13 protein-coding genes are annotated in these 18,112 nt (G+C 63.7%); 7 read left to right on the top strand and 6 right to left on the bottom strand.

The features are described 5' to 3' along the window. Positions 1-112 precede the first annotated feature (112 nt). Positions 113-1,696, bottom strand: coding sequence for a SulP family inorganic anion transporter (locus K7R21_RS13460; RefSeq protein ID WP_224983815.1), 1,584 nt, complete (start codon positions 1,694-1,696; stop codon positions 113-115). 527 nt (positions 1,697-2,223) lie between these two features. Here K7R21_RS13460 and K7R21_RS13455 point away from each other — a divergent pair. Beyond that, entirely contained in the window at positions 2,224-2,994 is a 771-nt protein-coding gene (locus K7R21_RS13455; RefSeq protein ID WP_224983814.1) for a DUF5020 family protein, read from the top strand. Positions 2,995-3,188: 194 nt separating this feature from the next. Then, complete coding sequence (locus K7R21_RS13450; RefSeq protein WP_224983813.1) at positions 3,189-4,271, top strand: class I SAM-dependent methyltransferase; 1,083 nt, start codon at positions 3,189-3,191, stop codon at positions 4,269-4,271. Between the two features lie 3 nt (positions 4,272-4,274). On the opposite strand, the gene K7R21_RS13445 is transcribed toward K7R21_RS13450, so the two are convergent. Further along, positions 4,275-6,350, bottom strand: a complete 2,076-nt coding sequence (locus K7R21_RS13445) for a hybrid sensor histidine kinase/response regulator (RefSeq protein WP_224983812.1) — start codon at positions 6,348-6,350, stop codon at positions 4,275-4,277. Continuing rightward, positions 6,334-7,494, bottom strand: a complete 1,161-nt coding sequence (gene ercA / locus K7R21_RS13440) for an alcohol dehydrogenase-like regulatory protein ErcA (protein ID WP_224983811.1) — start codon at positions 7,492-7,494, stop codon at positions 6,334-6,336. The genes K7R21_RS13445 and ercA overlap by 17 nt, the downstream gene beginning before the upstream one ends. A 428-nt stretch (positions 7,495-7,922) precedes the next feature. Here ercA and K7R21_RS13435 point away from each other — a divergent pair, with 428 nt between their 5' ends. Continuing rightward, positions 7,923-10,004, top strand: a complete 2,082-nt coding sequence (locus tag K7R21_RS13435; RefSeq protein ID WP_224983810.1) for a methyl-accepting chemotaxis protein — start codon at positions 7,923-7,925, stop codon at positions 10,002-10,004. 44 nt (positions 10,005-10,048) lie between these two features. On the opposite strand, the gene cowN is transcribed toward K7R21_RS13435, so the two are convergent. After that, positions 10,049-10,771 (bottom strand): N(2)-fixation sustaining protein CowN, encoded by a 723-nt coding sequence (gene cowN, locus K7R21_RS13430; protein WP_224983809.1) that lies wholly within the window; start codon positions 10,769-10,771, stop codon positions 10,049-10,051. Positions 10,772-11,152: 381 nt separating this feature from the next. On the opposite strand from cowN, the gene K7R21_RS13425 reads away from it, so the two are divergent. The 3 genes from K7R21_RS13425 to K7R21_RS13415 are packed head-to-tail and all read left to right on the top strand — an operon-like array spanning position 11,153 to position 15,007. After that, positions 11,153-11,950, top strand: a complete 798-nt coding sequence (locus tag K7R21_RS13425) for a substrate-binding periplasmic protein (protein ID WP_224983808.1) — start codon at positions 11,153-11,155, stop codon at positions 11,948-11,950. 23 nt (positions 11,951-11,973) lie between these two features. Beyond that, positions 11,974-12,744: a substrate-binding periplasmic protein gene (locus K7R21_RS13420; protein ID WP_224983807.1), complete on the top strand. Its 771-nt coding sequence runs from the start codon at positions 11,974-11,976 to the stop codon at positions 12,742-12,744. Positions 12,745-12,760: 16 nt separating this feature from the next. Next, positions 12,761-15,007 carry an ATP-binding protein gene (locus tag K7R21_RS13415; RefSeq protein ID WP_224983806.1) on the top strand — a complete coding sequence of 749 codons (2,247 nt, stop codon included), beginning with the start codon at positions 12,761-12,763 and terminating at the stop codon, positions 15,005-15,007. Positions 15,008-15,021: 14 nt separating this feature from the next. On the opposite strand, the gene K7R21_RS13410 is transcribed toward K7R21_RS13415, so the two are convergent. Together K7R21_RS13410 and K7R21_RS13405 are read right to left on the bottom strand one after the other, a co-directional pair. After that, entirely contained in the window at positions 15,022-16,608 is a 1,587-nt protein-coding gene (locus tag K7R21_RS13410) for a 4Fe-4S binding protein (RefSeq protein ID WP_224983805.1), read from the bottom strand. After that, entirely contained in the window at positions 16,605-17,486 is an 882-nt protein-coding gene (locus K7R21_RS13405; protein ID WP_224983804.1) for a DUF362 domain-containing protein, read from the bottom strand. Before K7R21_RS13405 ends, K7R21_RS13410 begins: the two co-directional genes overlap by 4 nt. Positions 17,487-17,786: 300 nt before the next feature. Between K7R21_RS13405 and K7R21_RS13400 the strand changes: the two genes are divergently transcribed. Then, positions 17,787-17,969 carry a MerR family transcriptional regulator gene (locus K7R21_RS13400; RefSeq protein ID WP_224983803.1) on the top strand — a complete coding sequence of 61 codons (183 nt, stop codon included), beginning with the start codon at positions 17,787-17,789 and terminating at the stop codon, positions 17,967-17,969. Positions 17,970-18,112 lie beyond the last annotated feature (143 nt).

Genomic DNA, 18,112 nt, shown 5'->3' with positions numbered 1-18,112 from the left:
GCGTATACGCGGGCAGCGGCAACGAGAAAAGGCCGCCCCTGTGGGAGCAGCCCTGTCGATGGTGCGAAAGGGAAAGGGGGCAGGCACCTGCGGAGCCAGTCCCAACGCAGGGTCACTCCGGTGCGGCCGAGGCGGAGCCGACCAGGGCGAGGAGCCAGAAGGTGAAGGCCATGGCGGCATAGCCGGCAGCCAGGTGCCACACGATGGGCTGGGGCGGCACCAGGGGAGAGAACATGGCGCCCGAGGCGAGTGGCGAGTGGATGATGCCGCACGCGGTCAGGACCGAGCAGAGCAGCAGGTACACGGCGGCCTTGCCCGGGCGGTGGTCGAGCACGTTGGCGAAGGCGGCACCCCACAAGAGCGAGGTGACGATGAAACCGTTGCCGAGGATGGTGGTGGCCTGCCAGGTGGCCAAAAGGTCCCCGGTGAGATCGGCGGCACTCTTGCCCAGTCCGCCCAGCATCTGCCCGAACTCGATGGTGGTGAGGCAGGCGATGACCGGGATAAAGGAGACGGCGACGGCCCGGTAGTGGCTCTGTTTGGTCGCCTCGAAGGCCTGCGCCGTGATCTCGATGCCGATGAAGATAAGGATGGGCGCGACCGCTGCCTCGGGGAGCAGGCCGACCAGGAAGGAGAGATAGCCGGTGACGGCGGCGGCGCCGATGAACAAGGCGGTGGCGACGGTGTATCCGGCACGTCCCCCCATGTCCTTGTAGGCCGGATGGCCGATGTAGGGGCAGGACTGCATGACGCCGCCGCACATCCCGGCGACCAGCGTGGCGACCCCCTCAACCAGCAGGATGTCGCGGGTGTTGTAGTCATCCCCGGCGACCGCGGCGCTCTCGGTGACGTCGACCCCGCCGACAACGGTAGCCAGGGCGAACGGGATGGCCAGCGGCAGGTAGCCGAGCGCCCGGGGGATGCCCTCCAGGAACTCGAGGGAGGGGAGCGGCAGGTACAGGGCAAACCGCGGCGCGGCAAGCGGGGCGGGCGCGCCGCCGGGAAGCAGGCCGGCCGCGCCGAGGATGTAGTAGGCGAGGGTGCCGACCACGATGCCGGCCAGGGCGCCGGGAAGGCCGAGCGGGAGACGGTAGCGCGCCAACAAGGAGATGAAGACGATGCCCAGCGAGAGGAAGCCGACCACCGGTGAGGCGAACAGTTTCAAAAAGGGGAGGTAGGCGATCAGGAGGAGCGCGACCGCGGCGATACTTCCCAACAGGCCCGCGCGCGGGATGCTCCGTCTCAGGGCGGGGCCGAAGAAGGAGGCGGCCACCTTGAACACCCCCATGAGGACGATGGTGGCCATGCCTACCTGCCAGGTGAGGTGGGCGTCTTTGGTGGCCAGGAAGCAGGGCCCGAGGACCCCGAAGGCCATGCCGAAGGTTGATGGGGTATCGAGCCCCAAGGGCATGGCGGTGACATCGCTGCGCCCGGTGCGGCGGGCCAGGCGCCAGGCGAGCCAGGAATAGAGCAGGTCGCCCAGCAGCACGCCCACCGCGCTGCCGGGAAGCATCCGGGACAGGACCAGGTCGCGCGGCATTCCGAATACGCCGGTGAGGATGCCGGCCATGATCACCAGGCCGGACATGTTGTCCAGCATCAGACCGAAGAAGGCGTTGATGTCGCCGGTGGTAAAGAGCCTGGGTTTGTTCTCGTTCATGGGATCGGCCTCCTCGAAGTCGGCCAAAATTGCCATAGTGGGTGGCTCTTTGCAAGATGAATATAGCGGGAGAGGGTCCACGGGAGGGAGTAAGGTGGGGCAATAAGCGCAGGTGTCATGATGGTTGAAAATTAGAACATCCCATCTACAAGTGAAGCTGAAAGAGATGATCCGTAAGGGCCAAAGCTCATGGAAACGCTGATGAGATGGAGAGCCTTGGTATGACCAATTTTTTAGAGTGTTTAATTAGATCAAAAAAAGGTGAACTGCGCCGAAAAACGTGCTAGTTTTACTCCGCTTTTGAAGCGGAAACGTTTGACAAGGTGAGTCGCGCCCGCAAGGGCGCAGCGGTTCGTCTCCTGCGCTGTATCCCCCTTTAGCAGAGCAACCACCCCCAGCCTGCGACTTTCCCCGAAGAGAGTGCCCCTGTCGACCCATACCGGTACGCCCACCGCTGCCCGTCACGCCGCGCTGCGCGTGTACCTCGCGCTGTCGACAATCCCCTGAAGTGCGTTTTTCAGCTACCGACAGGTAGTCAGCATGTACCACAAAAGGAGAGCACCTTGAAGAAGAGATCGATCCGTAGCGCCCTGTCCACCGGCTTGAAAGCCCTGGCCCTCGCCGCCCTGCTGCTGGCGCCTTTCACCGCCCAGGAGGCGCAGGCCGGCATGAGTGTCTGGAACGAGACCAACATCCAGACCCTGTGGGGCGGGCAGTTCAAGAACCCCTACACCGGCAACAAGGGGACCCAGTCCACCATCACCATCGAGCATGCCAACGCCTGGAAATACGGCGACAACTTCCTGTTCTTCGACGTGACCAACGCCGAGAAGGAGAACACCGGCATCTACGGCGAGCTTTCCCCGAGGCTGTCCCTGGGCAAGATCACCGGCCACGACCTCTCCGCACCGTTCGTGAAAGACGTGCTGCTGGCCGGGACCCTGGAAATGGGTCAGGGTTTCCGCAACTACCTCTACGGCGTCGGCTTCAGCCTCAACCTCCCCAAGTTCAACTTCGCCGACCTCAACGTCTACGTGCGTAACGACCCCAAGCAGTCTGGCAGCACCTGGCAGGTGACCCCCTGCTGGCAGCTTCCCTTCACCGTGGGTAAGGCCAACATGATCTTCGAAGGCTTCACCGATATCGCCGGCAGCGAAGGGAACCTCGCCTTCAACATCGACGCGCAGCCCCGCCTGCTTATCGACCTGGGCAAGTTCTGGGATGCCCCCAACAGCGTTTACTTCGGTACCGAGGTCATCTACTGGCACAACAAGTTCGGCGTGTCGGGCGTGAACGAGTTCGCGCCGCAGGCGATGCTGAAGTTCGTGATGTAGGCAGAGATCAATGGACAATTGACAATGGATAATTGACACTTGTCGCCGGTGGCGCAGACGCCGCCGGATATCAAATGGAAAGAGAAGGGGCCGGGATGTTGACGGCCCCTTTTTCCGTGGCTTTTCAGTGACGACATCAAGGTTTCTCATTGGAAGCCTTGCCAAGCCGGTCAACGCACGCTAGAGTCTCCCTCATGCCCGAAAGCGTCCGCCAACACTACGAGCTCTACCCCTACCCGGACTACCCCCTCTTCGCCTCGGTGCGCCGCCGAGATACCTACGCCAACAACCTGGGCGCGCTGTGGTCCCTTTTCAACGGGGAACTGCCTCCTCCTGCCGCACGACGCATCCTCATCGCCGGCTGCGGCTGCTTCGCACCGTATCCATTCGCGCTGGCCAATCCCGGGGTCCCGATCACGGCGCTCGACCTCTCCGAAAAGAGCCTCAAGCGGGCAAGGCTGCACTGCTTGCTGCACGGCGTCTCCGGCATCGACTTCGTGGCCGGCGACCTCTGTGACCCCGCCCTCGTCCCTGGCCCCTACGGTTTCATCGATGCCTACGGCGTGCTGCACCACCTGGAGGAGCCGCAGGCGGGGCTGCGTGCGCTGGCGGCACGGCTGGGCGAGGGGGGAATCCTGAGGATCATGGTCTATAGCCACTACACGCGCCGGGAGGAAGACTCGATCCGGCGGGCACTCAGGCTTTTGAAGGTGGGGGACCCGGAACAGGTGCGCAGGATGGTGCGCCAAAGCGGAAAGGACTCCCGCCTGAGGGGTTTCTTCGAAAAATCCGGGGAGGTTGCCAGCCGCTCCGGGCTCGCCGACGCGCTGCTGCACCCGCAGGTAACCAGCTACCGCATCGACGGCTTGCTCGAGCTGGTAGCGGAGAGCGGCCTCACCCCCCTGCGCTTCGCCCACCGCGGCGCGCTGCCGGAACTGGAGGGGGAGATCACCAGGATCCGGGCCCTGGAAGCTGAGCAGGAGGCGCCGGGAAACTTCGTGCTCTACCTGGGACGCAACTGCGCGGGCCCCTGCGCGGGGGGGCACGGGGTGTTTCGGCTTAACCCGTGCCTTGATGCGGTGCTCGCCCCCTGGCGGTTGGGGCCGCTACAGCTGCCCGGGCGGCTCGGGCACAAAAATGCCGCCCTGGACGGTGCCGAACGGCGCTTCCTGCGCCGCTTCCGCAACCCCGTCCCGGCGGCTGATCTCTCCCCCGGCGAACTTGCCCGGGCTGGCTTCTACGCCGACCGCCTTTTCCTCATGCACAGCCGCGCTTGACCGTCAGGCGTCCAGCATCTCCCGCACCTTTTTCAGAAGCTCCAACGGCCGCACCGGCTTCATGAGCAGTTCCGTCCCTTCCTCGAGCAGATCCCGACTCTTGATGATGTCCATGGTGTAGCCGCTGGTGTAGAGCACGCGTGCGTTCGGGTCGAGCTCCCTGATGGCCTTGCAGGTGTCCTTGCCGCTCATGCCGGGCATGATCATGTCCATGAGCACGAGAGAGATCTCCCTTCCCGACTTGGCGTACTGCTGCACGGCCAACGCACCGTTTTCGGCTATGAGGACGCGATATCCCGCGCCGGTAAGGATCTGCTCCAAAAGGACGCGCAGGTCCGCCTCGTCCTCGACCACCATGATGGTCTCGCTCCCCCCCTTGGGTTGTTCCACGTCTCTCAGGGCCGCCTCGGCGAGGGGACTGGTGACGCTGAGCGGCAGGTAGATACGGAAGGTGGTGCCGATGCCGGGCTCGCTGTAGACGTTGACGAAGCCGGAGTGCTGCTTGATGATCCCGTACACGATGGACATGCCGAGCCCCGTTCCCTTACCCACCTCCTTGGTGGTGAAGAAGGGTTCGAAGATCCTCTTCCTGGTGGCGTCGTCCATGCCGACGCCGGTGTCCGAGATGGAGACCACCGCATAGGGGCCGGGCTCGCCGATGCCGTTGGCCTGGACGAAACCAGGGTCGATGCGCTGCAGCGATGTCTGCACGGTGAGGAGCCCACCGTGCGGCATGGCGTCGCGCGCGTTGGTGGAGAGGTTCACCAGGACCTGCTCGATCTGGTTGGCGTCGATGTCCACCGGCAGGGGATGCCCGGCGAATACGGCCTTTAACTGCACGTCCTCGCCGATGATGCGGGACAGGAACTTCTGCACGTGCCGGATCACCTCGTTGAGGTCCGCGGTCTGGGTCTTGATCACCTGCTTGCGGCTGAAGGTGAGTAGCCCCGAGGTGAGCTGCGCCGCCTTGTCCGCCGCGTCCATGATCCGATCGACCTGCTCGCGGTGCGGCGCCGCCAGCGACTGATCGTTTTTCAGCATGCTGCCGTAGCCCAGGATCACCATGAGGATGTTGTTGAAATCGTGGGCCACCCCCCCCGCCAGCTGCCCGATCGCCTCCATCTTCTGCGATTGCACCAGCTTCTCCTCGAGCTGCTTGCGCTCGGTAATGTCCTCGGCGATGCCCAGCAGGTAGCGGGCCTTGCCCTGCTCGTCGAGCAGCGGGATCTTCTTGGTGCGCAGCACCCGGTCCCCGACCGGCGTTGAGACCACCTCTTCGGGAATCTCTACCAGTTCGCCCTGTTCCAGGGTTTCCCGGTCTTTCTGGCTGAAGAACTCTGCCTGCTCCGCGGGAAAAAGATCGGCGTTACTTTTGCCCAGGATCTCCCGCCTGGTGTAGCCGAGCAGTTCCTCGCCGTACTTGTTGATGGTGATGAAGCGCAGCAGCTGGGCATCCTTGGCGAAGACCATGGCGGGGATGTGGTCGACGATGTTCTTGAGGAACTCCTCGCTCTGGCGCAGCGCCTCCTCGACCGCGCGCCTCTCGGTGATGTCGCGGGCGACGGCCAGGACGTAGGCGCGGTCCCTGAAGTGCATCCGGTTCAGCATGAGCTCGGCCCAGAAGCTCTCGCCGTCCTGCCGGTACAGTTCGGTGACGATCAGGTCGCGCACGTCGGAATCCTCCTCGGTGCAGCGGATCAGCGAGACGGCGGCGGGGTTGTTCTGCAGGTCGGAAAGGTCGAAGAGAGACTTTTGCAGCAGTTCGGTTCGGCTCCACCCCAGCTGCCGGCTGGCAGATTCGTTGAGATCGACGATCCGGCCGGTAACCACCTCGACCAGGAAGATGGCGTCGTTGCTATGGTCGAGGAAGGCCTTGAGGCGCTCCAGTTCCTCCAGGCGCTGTTGCAGCTCGGGGTAGTAGGTCTTGCGCATGGAGGTTTCCCCGAGCCCTGCCAGCTTGCGCTGCAGCGCTTCCAGCGCGTCCTGCGGCGGTGCGGAACCGACGGAGTCGATGCTGTCGGCGGGCTCGGGGGGGGTGTCGGAGTAGCCGGGGGGGCGGGGATCAGAGGGATTCTTCATACACGACCTCGATATCCCTCTTGGAGGCGCGGCGCGGGTTGGTGGCCATGCAGGGGTCCTTCAGCGCATGCTCGCTGTAGAGCCTCAGATCGTCGCGCCCCACCCCGACTTCTGCCAGGGTGCGGCTTACCCCGGCGTCGGCCTTGAGCTTGCGCACGTGGTCGAGGAGGTGCTGTTTCTTCTGGGGTAGGGTGAGTCCGCGCAGGTCCAGCCCGAAGGCCTCGGCGATCTTCTCGAAACGCTCGGGCGCGGCATCGAAGTTGAAGTCGATGACGTGGTCCAAAAGGATGGCGTTGCATTCGCCGTGGGCCAGGTCCAGCGCGCCGCCCAAGCTGTGGGCCATGGCGTGGTTGGCGCCGAGGATGGCATTGGAAAAGGCGAGGCCGGCCTGCAGGCTGCCCATCATCACCTGGCTCCTGAACTCCTCGTTGTCGAGGTTGTGGATGCTGGGGATGAGGTTCGCCGACAAGAGCTTGAGCGCCTCCAGCGCGTGCAGGTCGGTCATGGAGGATCTGGCGGTGGAGACGAAGGCCTCGATGGCGTGGGTCATGGCGTCCAGCCCGGTGCAGGCGGTCAGGTAGGGATCCATGGTGATCAGGGTGACCGGGTCGATGAGGGCGATGTCCGGCACCACGGACTTGCTGATGATGGCGATCTTTACCCTCTCGCGCGGGTTACTGATGATGGCGAACTGGGAGACGTCGGCGGAGGTGCCGCCGGTGGTCGGGATGCAGATGAGGGGTGGCATGGGGGACTTCACCATGTCGACCCCTTCGAAGTCGAGGATGTGCTTGTGGTTGGAGGTGACGATGCCGATACCCTTGGCGCAGTCAATCGGACTGCCGCCGCCTACCGCCACCAGGGCGTCGCAATATTCCGCCTGGTACAGCGCGACGCCGGCCATGACCTCGTCCGCCTTTGGGTTGGGGGTCAGCGCGGTAAAGAGAACCCATGGTACGCCGGCGGCGTCCAGGCTGTCGGTGACGTCCTTGGTCCACCCCGCTTTGACCACGCCGGGGTCCGACACCACCATCACCTTGCGCCCGCCCAGGTTCTTCGCGTAGCGCCCTGCCAACTCGCGGGCTCCCGCTCCGAAGATGAACTCCGGGGCAAGAAACTTTCTCAGTTGCAAACCTTCCGCCATTTCCCATCTCCCTGATCGAAAGATCACTCTGTCATAGCAGATGTTAAGGATCAGCCAATGCGTGGGCAGCCTGTCTAGTTTAGCAGTAATTCTTCTTTTTTACTACGAGAAGCTGGGGCTGTCTTAGTCGTGCCTAATCGGTCATTACGCGGAAAACTTGAGGGTAAATCGGCAGGGGGCAGAAGTTGCGGCAGCCTCAACCACAGATGCCGACGTGGCTGTGAGAGTGGGAGCAGGAGAAGAAACCCCACCATCTCAGTAAAAAATAATATGAATCTAAGTATACGGAATTGCGCGCGAGCAGAGAATGTCACCATGGTCTTGGGAACTTTCGTAAAAATAAGTTCTAAACCTCCCACGTCTTGGGCCGATATCCGGAGACATCGGCTGTCAAAAAGCGAACCGTAACAGTGAATGGGAGGAGCAGGATGGACTTTTTCAGGGACCTGAAAATCGGAAAAAAGCTGTACTCGGTGTTTGCCGTCATCATCGTCTTGGTTGCAGTACTGGTTGCCGTGGCCTACATCAATCTCACGGCCCTTGGCACCGCCAACAGGATGAACGTACACACCTACCAGGTGACCGGCGAGGTGGGTAATATACTGACCGCCCTGGTCAACATCGAAACGGGCGAGCGGGGGTTCGCCCTTACCGGAGAGGACAAGTTCCTGGAGCCTCTCAATGCCGGGAAGGCGGACTTCACCAAGGCATGGGAAGAGGCCAAACGCCTCACTGCCGACAACCCGAAACAGCAGGAGCGCCTGACCAAGCTGCTGCAGTCCAAGGATGACTGGCTGAAGGTCGACGTCGATCCGCTGATTGCGCAGCGGCGCCAGGCAGCGGGGAGCGCCTCGGCCATGGAACAGGTGGTGAAGACGGTGCAGCAGGCGAAGGGAAAGCAATTCATGGACGCCATGCGCGCGGTGCTGGCCGACATGCAGAAAGATGAACTGTCGCTGCTCGCGGAACGGATGAAGACGGCAGAGAGCCTGGAGTCGCGTACCAAGCTGATCCTGGTGGCCGGAGGTATCGTCTGTGCCCTCCTCGCCTTCCTGTTCGCTAAACTGCTGGCTAACGCAATCACCAAACCTTTGGCCAAGGCAGTCGATGCGGCCAACAAGATCGCTGCGGGGGATCTGACTGCGAACCTCGACACCGAGTCTGCGGACGAGTCGGGGCAACTGCTGACCGCACTCAAGGGGATGACGGAGCGGATCAAGGCCCTGGTCCAGGACGCCAACGCGCTGTCGCAAGCGGCGGTGGAAGGGAGACTGGACACCCGTGCCGCTGCCGATAAACACCAGGGCGATTTCAGGCGCATCGTGGAAGGGGTGAACCAGACGCTGGACGCGGTGATCGGCCCCCTGAAGGTGGCAGCGGATTACGTCGAGCGGATTGCCATGGGGGACATGCCGCCTGCTATCAGGGAGGAGTACCGCGGCGACTTCAACCAGATCAAGAGCAATCTGAACCAGTTGATCGAGGCCATCGCCAACATCACGGCGGCGGCCAAGGAGGTAGCGGGCGGCAACCTCACCGTGCAGCTCACCGAGCGTTCCGCCAACGACGAACTGATGCGCTCCCTTTCCAGCATGGTGTCCAAGCTCTCCGCGGTGGTGACCGACGTCAAGGAGGCCGCCAACAACGTGGCAGGTGGGAGCCAGCAGATGTCATCCGGGTCGCAGCAGCTCTCGCAGGGGGCGAGCGAACAGGCAGCGGCAGCCGAGCAGGCCTCCAGCTCCATGGAGGAGATGTCCTCCAACATCAGGCAGAACGCGGACAACGCACTGCAGACCGAGAAGATCGCGGTGAAGTCGGCGCAAGACGCCCAGGAGGGGGGCAGGGCGGTAGCGCAGACGGTGCAGGCAATGAAGGATATCGCCGGCAAGATTTCCATCATAGAGGAGATCGCTCGGCAGACCAACCTGTTGGCGCTCAACGCGGCCATCGAGGCGGCACGGGCCGGGGAACACGGCAAAGGGTTCGCGGTGGTCGCAAGCGAGGTGAGAAAGCTGGCCGAGCGCTCCCAGCGCGCCGCCGCGGAGATCTCGGAACTTTCCTCCACCAGCGTGGAGGTGGCCGAGACCGCCGGACAGATGCTGGACCGGATGCTGCCGGACATCCAGCGCACCGCGGAACTGGTGCAGGAGATCTCCGCCGCCTGCAAGGAACAGGACAGCGGCGCGGCCCAGATCAACAAGGCGATCCAGCAGCTGGACCAGGTGATCCAGCAAAACGCCTCGGCGAGCGAGCAGATGTCGGCGACGGCAGAAGAGCTTTCCTCGCAGTCCGAGCAGCTCCAGGTCACCATCGGCTACTTCAACATTGGCCAGGAGCGCACCATGCACAAGCCGCGCTGGCAGGAGCCGGGGCAGGAGGCGAAGCCTGTGCGGAAGGACGCTCCCGTGAGGACCAAGGGGGGCAAGAGCGCCAAGCTCACCCACGCGGGCCAGTCCGCCGGTGTCGATATCAGCCTCACCGAACTCGACCAGCAGTTCGAAGCCTTCTAGGCGCAGTCATGGCGCGGCAGCCGCAACCGGCTGCCGCGCACCTCCTAGCAACTTTCCCTCTCTACCTGCTCCAGCAGCCTGAGCGCCTCCTGGTCATCGTACTCCTCGAAGATTTCACGGATGTTGTTGATGTAGGAGTGCACCAGGAACAGCTCGTCCAGGCTGCGGCCGCCGTTGTGGTCGGGCTGCCCGACCTGCGCCAGTTTCTCCTTGAACTTCTCCCAAAACGGGTTGCTCTTCTCCGGGGCGTCGATGTGCCGCCGCAGCAGCGCAATCAGCTCCTGCGAGTTCTTGTCCCCCTCGATCCCCGCGAAAGAGACGTAGCGGTCGGGGCTGTTGTGCCGGATCAGGTCCAGGCGCAGCGCGAAGGTGAGGTTGCAGCCGGCCAGCGGGTGGTTGCCGTCCAGCGTCACCGCCTCCTCGGTCACCGTGGTCACCATCATTACCCGCGCCGCACCGCCGGCGAACTCAATGCCCAGTTTTTGGCCCGGCCTGATCTCTTTTTCAGCAGGGAAACAGCCGCGCGCCACCTCGATGATGTTCTCCTTGAGGTGCATCCCGTAGGCTTCGGCCGCGCTGAGGACGATGTTCCTGGTCTCCGTCGGCCGCATACCGACGATGGCCTGCTCCAGCGCCGGGAAGAGTTCGCGTCTCCCCAGGGTCACCGTCAGCGGGCCATAGGTCTCGGTACTGTGGAAGATGGTGCCGTCGTCCAGGGTCCCGATGTAGCTGATGGTGATGGTGTCTCCCATCCTGGCTGTGGCCATTTAGTTTCTCCTTGCTTGGTCGTTTGGGTCGTCCGCGCCCGGTACACGGCAGCGGGAGCCGGAAAGGGAGGTGCAACTCCCGCACCAGTAAACGGTGTACTGGTCTCCCTGTTTTGGGTGGCCGCCGCGTCTGCGCTAAAGGTGCAGCGCCAGGCGCCCGATGTAGTAACGGGGACATCGAGGGCGTTACCGTTTGATTGTGCAGCTCTTGCCCTGGACGTAGGACGTTTGTGACGGGAGCTTTCGATTATCCTGATGGCCGTAGTAATTGTCACATCAACCGTCTGTAACATAAAATGTGATATCTTTATCGCGTAACGTATGAACAAGTCATGAGGAAGTTCCATGTGTAGGGGCAATCTGACAGCGAAAGGGGCGGCTGTGACAGTAAGGGCGAAACAACTACTCACGGCGCTTGCTCTTCTCCTCGCGCCGGCCGTTGTCACCGGCGCTGCTGAAAAGCCTGCGCTGCCGGCGGCCTGCCGGACCGTGGTCTATTCCACCAACCCGCAGTATCCCCCCTACGACTGGAGCACCGACGGCAGGAACTTCGACGGCGCCAGCATCGAATTGCTGAACATGGTGCTGCCGCCGGGGGTATCGGCCAAGCCGGCGCTCTTTCCATGGAAACGATCCATGTTCCTTGCCGAAAGCGGGCAAATCGACCTCCTGGCCAGCCTGCGCATCACGCCGGAGCGCGAGCGGTACCTCGTCTTCACCTCGCATCGTGCCTTTCCCAACCCGATCGTGTTCTTCAAGCGCAAGGATCGGGATTTTCCCTATCGCCAGTGGAAGGACCTCGTCGGTCTCAAGGGGGGGATGAGCGCCGGGGACACCTTCGGGGGCGGTTTCGACCAGTACTGGCGCAGCAACCTGCACATGGAGGAGGCTCCGAGCATGCTGGAGAACTACCAGAAGCTGGACAGCGGGAGGATCGACTACTTCGTAACCAGCCTCTACGCGGGTCAGGCCTTCCTGGCCAAACATCCGACCAGCCACGAGATCGTGCCGGTCCTCCCCGCCATCTCCAACCAGGACATCCATTTCGGCTTCAGCAAAAAGTCGCCCTGCGCGCCGCTGGCGGAGTACGTGAGCACCAGGCTGCGGGAACTCGATGCCAAAGGGGTGCCCCAGAAGCTTTTGAAAAAGCACCTGAAGCGCTACATGGAGGGGTACTGACCGAGGTCGCGAAAGGGGGAGCCATGAACGTTTCGACGATGAAGGCCTGCCTGGTCCTGACCGTACTGCTCTCGCCCGCCCTGGCCGGGGCAGCCCCCGTCGGCTGCACGAGCCTGGTCTATTCCGCCAATCCCCAGTATCCACCCTTCCACTGGGCTGCGGGGAAGGGGTTCGAGGGGGCGAGTATCGAACTGCTGTCCCTGGCGCTCCCGAAGGGGGTGACGGCGCGCCCGGTGGTGTACCCCTGGAAGCGGGTGCTGTACCTGGCCGAGCAGGGAGGGGTCGACCTGGTGGTGAGCCTGCGCAAGACGCCCGAGCGCGAGAAGTTCCTGGTCTTCACCGAGCACCGTTCCTTCCCCAACCCCGCCGTCGTTTTCGTGCGCAAGGACAGGACATTCCCGATGCGTTCCTGGCAGGACCTCAAGGGGCACAAGGGAGCCATCAGCCTGGGGGACAGTTTCGGGGAGGAGTTCGACCGCTACCGGCGCAAGGAACTCGACATCAAGGAGGCCAACACGGTGGTGGAGAACCTGAGGCGCCTTGACGCGGGAAACGTGGATTACTTCATAACCGGAAAGTACCCGGGGACCTACTACCTGGACCGGATCGGAAACGGCAGGATCGTGAGCCTGGACACCCCGGTGACCAGCAGGAGCATCTATTTCGCGTTCAGCAGGAAATCGCCCTGCGCCTCGCTGGTGGACGAGGTGAGCAGGCACCTGGAAGAACTGGAACGGGATGGCACCGCCGACAAGCTGCTGGAGAAGTACATGAAATTCCCCACTGCACCCTAGCCACCGGAGGTTCTCGATGTTGCGCAGTACGTCCCTTTCCTTCCGGATCACCGCCACCCTGGTGGCCGTGGCCACGGTCATCCTGACCATTTTCGCGGCTTCCGCGATAATGATCTTCCGCGACCGGGAGATGGGGAAACTGCGGCAGGGGGTGCAGACTGACGCCGAACAACTGGCGCCAGCGATCGCCTCGGCACTGTGGAACTTCGATAACGCCCAGCTCGACAAGGTGCTGGACGGGGGGATGAAAAACGGCAACCTCTCCGGCATCGTGGTGCACGCCGGCCCGGTCCTGGCGGCGCGCAGCCGCGGAGAGCATTGGGAGACGGTGACCCTGCCGCCGGTGCAAAAGGACACCGACATCGTGCTGCAGGAGCAGGTCTATTACGGAGACGCTCCGGTAGGCACCATGACCATCTCCGCCACCACCGCCTTCCTCGAGAAGGAGCTGCGCAGCGCGACCTTGTACTTCGCCGCCAGCATCGTGCTGCTGGACCTGGTGCTGGTACTGGGGCTGTACTGGATCCTCAAGAGGATCGTGCTGAACCCGTTGCGGCTGCTGCAGGCCTACGCGGTCGAGGTGAGCGGCGCCGGACCGGCATCGTCCACCTCCCTCTCCGGTCTCACCTTCGAGGGGGAGATGGAGGTGCTGCGGACATCCATGGCCAGGATGGTCTCCATGCTGGACGGGCGCTACCGCGAACTGCAACAGGAGGCGCGCCGCTACAGCGAGAGCGAGAAACGCTTCCGCACCGTGATCGATACCCTCCCCGACCTGCTCTGGCTGAAGGATGCCGACGGGGTCTACCTTTCCTGCAACAAGATGTTCGAGCGCTACTTCGGGGCGCCGGAGCGCGACATCGTGGGGAAGACCGACTACGACTTCGTGGACCGGAAAACCGCCGACTTCTTCCGCAGCTACGATCGCCGGGCCATCGAGGCGGGAGGTCACAGCAGAAACGACGAGTGGCTGGACCTTGCGGACGGGGAAAGGCTCCTGGTGGACGTCATCAAGACCCCCATGTACGACATGGAGGGACGGCTGGTCGGGGTGCTCGGCGTCGGGCACGACGTCACCGAACGCAGGCGGGCCGAGGAGGAGAAGGACCGGCTGGAGGGGCAGCTGCACCAGGCGCAGAAAATGGAATCGGTCGGCAGGCTGGCCGGGGGGGTGGCACACGACTTCAACAACATGCTCACGGTGATCCTGGGGCATGCGGAGATGGCCCTGATGAAGTTGCCGCCGACCCACGAGGTCTACGGTAACCTGGAGCAGATTCGCAACGCCGGCAACCGGTCCGCCAACCTGACCAAGCAACTGCTCGGCTTTGCCAGGAAGCAGACCATCGCACCCAGGGCGCTCGACCTGAACGACGCCATCGCCGGTACCCTGAAGATGCTGCAACGCCTGATCAGCGAGGAGGTGCACCTGGCCTGGCACCCGGCACCCCAGCTTTGGCACATCAAGATGGATCCGAGCCAGTTGGACCAGATCCTCGCCAACCTCTGCGTCAACGCCCGCGACGCCATCGGCGGGGTCGGGATCATCACCATCGAGACCGCGAACCGGACCGTCGCCGCCGGATACGCAGGTACCCACGTCGATGCGGTTCCCGGCGAGTACGTGGTGCTTTCGGTGAGCGACGACGGCAGCGGCATGGATAAGGAGACCGTCAGCCACATCTTCGAACCCTTCTTCACCACCAAGGCAGTCGGCGAGGGGACCGGTCTCGGCCTGTCCACGGTCTACGGCATCGTCAGGCAGAACAACGGGTTCATCAACGTCTACAGCGAGCCGGGCAAGGGGAGCACCTTCTCGATCTTTCTGCCGCGCGACCTGGAGCAGGAGGAAACACGCCAGGAGGCGGTGCGGCAGGAGGTGCGGGGTGGGGACGAGACGATCCTGCTGGTGGAGGACGAACCGGCGATCCTTGCTCTCGCCGACTCCATGCTCAAGGGGCTGGGATACCGGGTGCTCGATGCCAGCAGCCCCGCGGCGGCCCTCGCCCTGGCGGAGGAGCACCGCGGCCGCCTGCAGCTTTTGATCACGGACGTGGTCATGCCGGAGATGAACGGGCGCGACCTGTCCGAAAAGATGAAGTCGCGCTGCCCGGCCCTGAAGGTGGTCTTCGTCTCCGGGTACACCGCCGAGGTCATCGCGGAGCGGGGTGTTCTGGACCCGGGCATTAACTTCCTGCAGAAGCCATTCTCCCTCGCGGAGCTGGCCGGCAAGGTGCGCGAGGTGCTCGACGGCGCCACCTGACCTGCGGCAGTGGGCTACGAGCCTCCCCCCGCATATGGGTCGACATAGGGATCACTAACCGGGGGCGCCCCGCTGGAGGAAGCCCCGCCGGAGGAAGCCTTGAGTGGCGTCCGGTCCTTCACCCTGAATACCTCGATGGCCGCTTTACCCTCCAACGGGCAGACGTTTTCGCAGATGCCGCAACCGTTGCAGAGTTCATCCACCACGTAGGGCTGCTGCACGACTCTCTTCACCCCGTCGAATCCGGTCAACTCGACCCGCTCGGACCGGATCGCCTTGCCGGGGATAGGGCAGTGCTCCTCGCAGACGATGCAGTCGATCCTCTTGGCGAAGGGGAGGCAGTGGTTCTTGTCGAAGACCGCCTTGCCGATCACCTGGCGCTGCTTCTCTTCCTTGCCGAGATCTGGAATGGCGCCGGTGGGGCAGACCTGGCCGCACAGGGTGCAGTTGTACTCGCAGTAACCAAGGCGCGGTACCAAGAGCGGGGTGTAGAGCCCCTGCGCGCCGGCCTGGAAGAAGGCGGGGTAGAGTGCGCTTCTCAGGCAGACCTTCATGCACTCGCCGCAGCGCACGCACTTTTTCAGGAACTCATCCTCGTCGCGCACCCCCGGCGGCCGCAAGAGCTTAGCCTCCGCGGCCGGTTCCCGGAAGCGTAATCCCCTTGCCAGGACCACCCCGCCCACCAGTCCCCCGAGAAACACGCGCCGCTCCATCACCGTGCCGACCTGCGGGCGCGGGCCGGCAAACCGGAAGCGCACCCGCTGCGACGGGCAGCGCAGGGAGCACTCCAGGCAGAGGATGCATTCTTCCATTTGCAGCAGGTCCCGGTCAAAGGAGGTGGGGCAGTGTTCGCGGCAGGCCTGGCAGTCGGCGCAGAGCTTCGCGGGGATGCGGCGCAGGGGGCCGAGGCGGGAGACCAGCCCGAGCAGGGTCCCCAGCGGGCAGAGGCGACGGCACCAGGCGCGCCGTTCGTAGCGCTCCAGGAACAGGATCAGCACGAACAGGAGCGCCGATAAAAAGGCGAGCGGGTAGAGGGTTTCCCGGAAGGGGAGGAGGTAATCGCGCAGCAGGCGGTAGCCGGGGTCAAAGAGGTCGCGCCGCTCCCCGATGAGACCGTACAGTGAACGCCAGCCGCCGCGCACCGTGTCCCCGAACAGGGGATGGAAGAAGAAGGTGAGGGCGCGTAAGAGCAGCGCGATGGGGTCAAGCAGGCCGGCCAGGTTCACCCCGAGCAGGGAGGCGATCAAGAGCGGCAGCAGCAGCCAGTACTTGGCCCGTCCGGTGAGGGCGCGGATGGCGCCCACCTTGCGGATCCTGCCGGTGACCAGGTCGAGGATGGTTCCCAGCGGGCAGATCCAGCCGCAGAAGAATCGGCCCAGGAACACCGCCGCGACGAGCACGAGCAGGCCGGGTAAGAGTAGCGGCTGGTACTCTCTCGCCGCCAGCATGGTGCTCGCGGCGGTGAGCGGATTGGCGCGGAAGAAGCCGTTCACCGCGGCCACGATGCGGTCGCTGCCCCGGTACTCGGTCATCAGGAACAGGACCAGGAACAGGGCGAGGAACAAAAGCTGCGAGATGCGGGCGGAGGTTACCTTTTTCACACCCGGACGATCCTCATCTTGTCGAGGTTCATCTCGCCCAGCCCGCGCTGGTACGCGGTGCGGGTCACGGCGATGTCGGCGGGTTTGAGGCCGAACAGGGTGGTTGCGTAGGCGTCGGCGGCGACAATGTCGGTGGAGGCGATCACCCGGTTCAGAACCTTGACGTCGGCGAGGTTGCCCCCTTGCGGGCCATGGGCGGTGAGGATCCTGGTGGCGTCGATCAGGGTGAGGTGAGGGCGGAAGGAGGCGTTCACGTCGGCGAGCGCCTGGTCGATGTTCTTGTGGATGGCCCCGCGGCTTCCCCCCATGATTCCCATCACGTTCTTCATGCCCAGGGTGAGGCGGCTCAGGCCGTGGTGCTTGGCGACCGGGACGTTGATGTAGACGTCGGCGGAGAGCGCCTCGCCGTAGAGTTCCCACTCCTTGAGTACCTTGCCGTTCAGCGCTACCTTCTTGAAGCGCTCCTCCTCGAGGTGCTTCACCTCGACGCCTTTCATGCCGCGCAGGGCTGACTCGATGCCGCTCGAGGCGTAACAGCGGCGCGGGTCGTTACAGGTGCGGTCGAAGACCTTCACCCTTTTCGCCCCCGCCTTCAGGCACTCCTCCACCACCGTCTTCACCACCGTGGGGTTGGTGGTGGCCGCGTACTCCGGCGTGCGGTCCCAGCCGATGTTGGGCTTCACCACTACGGTCTGTCCCGGTTTCACGAACTGCTGCATGCCGCCCAGCGCTGCCAGTGCCTTGCGGGTGATGCCGGCGTGGTCGGTGCCTTGGGCCACGGCCACCATGGGCCCTTGCGCCGCAAACAGGTTGCGCAGCCAACCGTGCAGGAAAAGTGATGACATGCCCAATATCTTGATGAACTGCCGTCTTTCCATGGAGACCTCCCGGCAAAGATGTGAGCGGCGTGACGCCAGCTCTCATTATAGGGGCGTGCGTCGTGAATTCAACGCATGCTGGCGAAAAACCGGCACCGTCCCCGGCGTCAGCCGTCCCGCCCCTGCCCCCGCTCCCAGCTCCCGCTCACTGCGCCTCGTTCGCCCTTGGTCCCGAACCTAGCACGTAGAACGTACGACATAGAAACGTACCTTGCTTTTTTTATTGACCCGTCTACAGCTTCACGGTTTAGTATTCCTGCTGTCATGGCCATGACCCACTAACAGCACAAGGAGACGACTATGAGCAAGGTAACGGTAGAGGAGTGGACGGCCCGGTTCCGGGCGATCGGCCTGGACGACGCGGCCATGGAGCAGTGGCACCGCCTGTTCGAGCGGGAGAACCCGGAGGGGCACCAGGAATTCCTGGAGTGGCTGGGGCTTTCCGCCGAGCGCATCGCCGCCATCCGCAAGCATCACGCTTGACGAAGTGGAGGCTTCCAACATTTCCCCTCGCCCTCCGGGAGAGGGGCAGGGGTGAGGGCGCCGCACAAGCGACATCTCATCTTCGTGGCATCTTCCTCACCGCGGCCCCGGGTTCGCCCGGGGCCGCTTCCTTCGCAGGAGGC

This window comes from Geomonas agri (assembly GCF_020179605.1).
Taxonomy (GTDB): Bacteria; Desulfobacterota; Desulfuromonadia; order Geobacterales; family Geobacteraceae; genus Geomonas; species Geomonas agri.
The sequence above is the reverse complement of the archived record's forward strand: the minus strand, read 5'-3'. Positions and strand labels throughout refer to the sequence as shown.